This is a genomic window from Sedimenticola hydrogenitrophicus (assembly GCF_029017505.1).
GTDB lineage: Bacteria > Pseudomonadota > Gammaproteobacteria > Chromatiales > Chromatiaceae > Sedimenticola > Sedimenticola hydrogenitrophicus_A.
Genome location: NZ_JAQGEI010000073.1, coordinates 1 through 5501 on the forward strand (window position 1 = coordinate 1; position 5501 = coordinate 5501).

Here is a 5501-nt window from a genome sequence, read left to right on the forward strand (position 1 = left end):
GGTTGAAATTAGTGCTTGACCTGCTCGGAATGAGGCGTAGAATACGCGCCTCGCTTGGGGCGAATGCAGTAGTGATTCGGTCCGGGTGGTGAGTTGATAGCGAGTAGTTATTGACTTAAAAATTGGAGGCATTCATAATTGACTGTCTCGGTCGGATGAAAGTTTGACCCGCTCTTTAACAATCAGGTTAGGTAATTTGTGTGGGTGCTCCGTCGGTGGCTTATGAAGCCAATTATTTCGACGAAGCATCTAAAAGAAATTCCTTTTTTTTAGACGTAATGTCGAGCACGGATTTGTCACCCATAAAGTGACTAAAACACTTCAAGTGAAGAGTTTGATCCTGGCTCAGATTGAACGCTGGCGGTATGCTTAACACATGCAAGTCGAACGGCAGCACAAGAGAGCTTGCTCTCTGGGTGGCGAGTGGCGGACGGGTGAGTAACGCGTAAGAATCTGCCTGGTAGTGGGGGATAACTCGGGGAAACTCGAGCTAATACCGCATACGCCCTACGGGGGAAAGTGGGGGACCTTCGGGCCTCACGCTATTAGATGAGCTTGCGTTGGATTAGCTAGTTGGTAGGGTAATGGCCTACCAAGGCGACGATCCATAGCTGGTCTGAGAGGACGATCAGCCACACTGGGACTGAGACACGGCCCAGACTCCTACGGGAGGCAGCAGTGGGGAATATTGGACAATGGGCGCAAGCCTGATCCAGCAATACCGCGTGTGTGAAGAAGGCCTGCGGGTTGTAAAGCACTTTCAATTGTGAAGAAAAGCGAGAGGCTAATACCCTTTTGTCTTGACGTTAACTTTAGAAGAAGCACCGGCTAACTCTGTGCCAGCAGCCGCGGTAATACAGAGGGTGCGAGCGTTAATCGGAATTACTGGGCGTAAAGCGTGCGTAGGCGGTTTAGTAAGTCAGATGTGAAAGCCCTGGGCTTAACCTGGGAACTGCATTTGAAACTGCTGAACTAGAGTGTGGTAGAGGGAAGTGGAATTCCGGGTGTAGCGGTGAAATGCGTAGATATCCGGAGGAACACCAGTGGCGAAGGCGACTTCCTGGACCAACACTGACGCTGAGGTACGAAAGCGTGGGTAGCAAACAGGATTAGATACCCTGGTAGTCCACGCCGTAAACGATGTCAACTAGTTGTTGGGAGCATCTTGGCTCTTAGTAACGTAGCTAACGCGATAAGTTGACCGCCTGGGGAGTACGGCCGCAAGGTTAAAACTCAAAGGAATTGACGGGGGCCCGCACAAGCGGTGGAGCATGTGGTTTAATTCGATGCAACGCGAAGAACCTTACCAGCCCTTGACATCCTGCGAACTTTCTAGAGATAGATTGGTGCCTTCGGGAACGCAGAGACAGGTGCTGCATGGCTGTCGTCAGCTCGTGTCGTGAGATGTTGGGTTAAGTCCCGTAACGAGCGCAACCCTTGCCCTTAGTTGCCAGCACGTAATGGTGGGAACTCTAGGGGGACTGCCGGTGATAAACCGGAGGAAGGTGGGGATGACGTCAAGTCATCATGGCCCTTATGGGCTGGGCTACACACGTGCTACAATGGCCGGTACAGAGGGCCGCAAACCCGCGAGGGGGAGCAAATCTCACAAAACCGGTCGTAGTCCGGATCGCAGTCTGCAACTCGACTGCGTGAAGTTGGAATCGCTAGTAATCGCGAATCAGAATGTCGCGGTGAATACGTTCCCGGGCCTTGTACACACCGCCCGTCACACCATGGGAGTGGGTTGCAAAAGAAGTAGGTAGTCTAACCTTCGGGAGGACGCTTACCACTTTGTGATTCATGACTGGGGTGAAGTCGTAACAAGGTAGCCCTAGGGGAACCTGGGGCTGGATCACCTCCTTTAAGATAGCGGATTAAGCGCTGTCGGAGCCCCCACACAAATTACCTGATCAAGTAGCACGGACACGGGTCTGTAGCTCAGTTGGTTAGAGCGCACCCCTGATAAGGGTGAGGTCGGTGGTTCGAATCCACCCAGACCCACCAGTTTTCTGTTCTGAGAAGGATGGAGAATGAGGTTATCGGGGCCATAGCTCAGCTGGGAGAGCGCCTGCCTTGCACGCAGGAGGTCGGGAGTTCGATCCTCCCTGGCTCCACCAACTTTGTGTCCGGTATGAGTATCAAGTGTCGAGCAGTGATGTTCGCCACTTTGTATTTATACGAAGTGCATGCTCTTTAACAATTCGGATATAGATTGTAGATAGGTGATGATTTTGAAGTCACGCGAGTGACGGAAGAATCTATCTAACAATAAGTACTAATTTTTTCTCATGAAAAATTAGTTACTTGGGTATGTTGCATTCGTAACAAACAAGTTTATAAACCAGCACCATGGCTCCAGAGTTTTTGGGGTTATATGGTCAAGTGAATAAGCGCATATGGTGGATGCCTAGGCGGTAAGAGGCGATGAAGGACGTTGTAGCTTGCGATAAGCCTCGGGGAGTCAGCAAACAGACTTTGATCCGAGGATTTCCGAATGGGGAAACCCAGCCCGTATAAGCGGGTTATCTTGCACTGAATACATAGGTGTAAGAGGCGAACCCGGGGAACTGAAACATCTAAGTACCCGGAGGAAAAGAAATCAACCGAGATTCCCTTAGTAGCGGCGAGCGAACGGGGATTAGCCCTTAAGCTGTTGATGTTGTTAGTGGAACAATCTGGAAAGTTTGGCGATACAGGGTGATAGCCCCGTACACGAAAACTATTCAACAGTGAAATCGAGTAGGGCGGGACACGTGGTATCCTGTCTGAACATGGGGGGACCATCCTCCAAGGCTAAATACTCCTTACCGACCGATAGTGAACCAGTACCGTGAGGGAAAGGCGAAAAGAACCCTTTTTAAGGGAGTGAAATAGAACCTGAAACCGTATGCGTACAAGCAGTAGGAGCCCTTCGGGGTGACTGCGTACCTTTTGTATAATGGGTCAGCGACTTACTTCTCAGTAGCAAGCTTAACCGAATAGGGGAGGCGTAGGGAAACCGAGTCTTAATAGGGCGTTTAGTTGCTGGGAGTAGACCCGAAACCGGGCGATCTATCCATGGCCAGGGTGAAGGTGGAGTAACATCTACTGGAGGCCCGAACCGGGATCTGTTGAAAAAGATTCGGATGAGCTGTGGATCGGAGTGAAAGGCTAATCAAGCTCGGAGATAGCTGGTTCTCCTCGAAAGCTATTTAGGTAGCGCCTCATGTATCACTCGCGGGGGTAGAGCACTGTTTCGGCTAGGGGGTCATCCCGACTTACCAAACCGATGCAAACTCCGAATACCGCGAAGTGCAATCATGGGAGACAGACGGCGGGTGCTAACGTCCGTCGTCAAAAGGGAAACAACCCAGACCGCCAGCTAAGGTCCCAAAATCACATCTCAGTGGGAAACGATGTGGGAAGGCACAGACAGCTAGGAGGTTGGCTTAGAAGCAGCCATCCTTTAAAGAAAGCGTAATAGCTCACTAGTCGAGTCGGCCTGCGCGGAAGATTTAACGGGGCTTAAGATGTGTACCGAAGCTGCGGATGCGTGTTTACACGCATGGTAGAGGAGCGTTCTGTAAGCGGTTGAAGGTGTGTCGTAAGGCATGCTGGACGTATCAGAAGTGCGAATGCTGACATGAGTAACGATAAAGGGGGTGAGAGGCCCCCTCGCCGAAAGCCCAAGGTTTCCTGCGCAACGCTAATCGGCGCAGGGTTAGTCGGCCCCTAAGGTGAGGCAGAAATGCGTAATCGATGGGAAGCAGGTTAATATTCCTGCACCTCTTATTACTGCGATGGAGAGACGGAGAAGGCTAGGCCATCCGGGCGTTGGTTGTCCCGGTTTAAGCGAGTAGGGAGTGAGTTTAGGCAAATCCGGACTCACAATCCTGAGACGTGACGACGAAGCATCTTTGGATGTGAAGTGGTTGATGCCATGCTTCCAGGAAAATCTTCTAAGCTTCAGGTAATAAGAGACCGTACTCCAAACCGACACAGGTGGGCTGGATGAGAATTCCAAGGCGCTTGAGAGAACTCTGGTGAAGGAACTAGGCAAAATGGTACCGTAACTTCGGGAGAAGGTACGCCTTTGACGGTGATAAGATTTACTCTTTAAGCTGTTGAAGGTTGCAATAAAATGGTGGCTGCAACTGTTTATTAAAAACATAGCACTCTGCAAACTCGAAAGAGGACGTATAGGGTGTGACGCCTGCCCGGTGCCGGAAGGTTAATTGATGGGGTTATCTTCGGAGAAGCTCTTGATCGAAGCCCCGGTAAACGGCGGCCGTAACTATAACGGTCCTAAGGTAGCGAAATTCCTTGTCGGGTAAGTTCCGACCTGCACGAATGGCGTAATGATGGCCACACTGTCTCCACCAGAGACTCAGTGAAATTGAACTCGCTGTTAAGATGCAGCGTACCCGCGGCTAGACGGAAAGACCCCGTGCACCTTTACTACAGCTTCACACTGGACTTTGAGCCTACTTGTGTAGGATAGGTGGGAGGCTTTGAAACCGGGACGCCAGTCCTGGTGGAGCCAACCTTGAAATACCACCCTGGTATGTTTGGAGTTCTAACCCAGACCCGTTATCCGGGTCGGGGACAGTGTGTGGTGGGTAGTTTGACTGGGGCGGTCTCCTCCCAAAGAGTAACGGAGGAGCACGAAGGTACCCTCAGCGCGGTCGGAAATCGCGCATTGAGTGCAAGAGCATAAGGGTGCTTGACTGCGAGACAGACAAGTCGAGCAGGTACGAAAGTAGGTTCTAGTGATCCGGTGGCTCTGTATGGAAGGGCCATCGCTCAACGGATAAAAGGTACGCCGGGGATAACAGGCTGATACCGCCCAAGAGTTCATATCGACGGCGGTGTTTGGCACCTCGATGTCGGCTCATCACATCCTGGGGCTGAAGTCGGTCCCAAGGGTATGGCTGTTCGCCATTTAAAGTGGTACGCGAGCTGGGTTTAGAACGTCGTGAGACAGTTCGGTCCCTATCTGCCGTGGGCGTTTGAGATTTGAGGGAAGCTGCTCCTAGTACGAGAGGACCGGAGTGGACGAACCTCTGGTGTTCCGGTTGTCACGCCAGTGGCATTGCCGGGTAGCTATGTTCGGACAGGATAACCGCTGAAAGCATCTAAGCGGGAAGCCCCTCCCAAGATTAGATCTCACCAGACCTTTAAGGTCTCTAAAGGGCCGTTGAAGACTACAACGTTGATAGGCTGGGTGTGGAAGTGCAGTAATGTATGAAGCTAACCAGTACTAATTGCCCGTGAGGCTTGACCATATAACACCCAAGTACTTTGTGCTGGGTGCTGGTTAAGAACGCAACAACCCATGTACTATTTACAATCTATACCGAATGCATGCAGAGTCGCGCAAGCGGCTTGCCAACAGTTTGCTTGGCGGCCATAGAGCACTGGAACCACCTGATCCCATCCCGAACTCAGAAGTGAAACGGTGTATCGCCGATGATAGTGTGGGGCCTCCCCATGTGAAAGTAGGTCACTGCCAAGCTTTA

2 tRNA genes and 3 rRNA genes are annotated in these 5501 nt (G+C 51.4%); all 5 read left to right on the forward strand.

Going from position 1 to position 5501, the window contains the following annotated elements:
• Positions 1-322 precede the first annotated feature (322 nt).
• Positions 323-1866, forward strand: a 16S ribosomal RNA gene (locus tag O9K64_RS23105).
• Between the two features lie 64 nt (positions 1867-1930).
• Positions 1931-2007: transfer RNA gene (locus O9K64_RS23110), tRNA-Ile, on the forward strand.
• A 37-nt stretch (positions 2008-2044) separates the two neighbouring features.
• Positions 2045-2120, forward strand: a tRNA-Ala gene (locus O9K64_RS23115).
• Between the two features lie 259 nt (positions 2121-2379).
• A 23S ribosomal RNA gene (locus O9K64_RS23120) occupies positions 2380-5267 on the forward strand.
• A 114-nt stretch (positions 5268-5381) separates the two neighbouring features.
• Positions 5382-5497, forward strand: a 5S ribosomal RNA gene (gene rrf, locus O9K64_RS23125).
• The 16S, 23S and 5S rRNA genes sit together here with 2 tRNA genes alongside, the layout of an rRNA operon.
• Positions 5498-5501 lie beyond the last annotated feature (4 nt).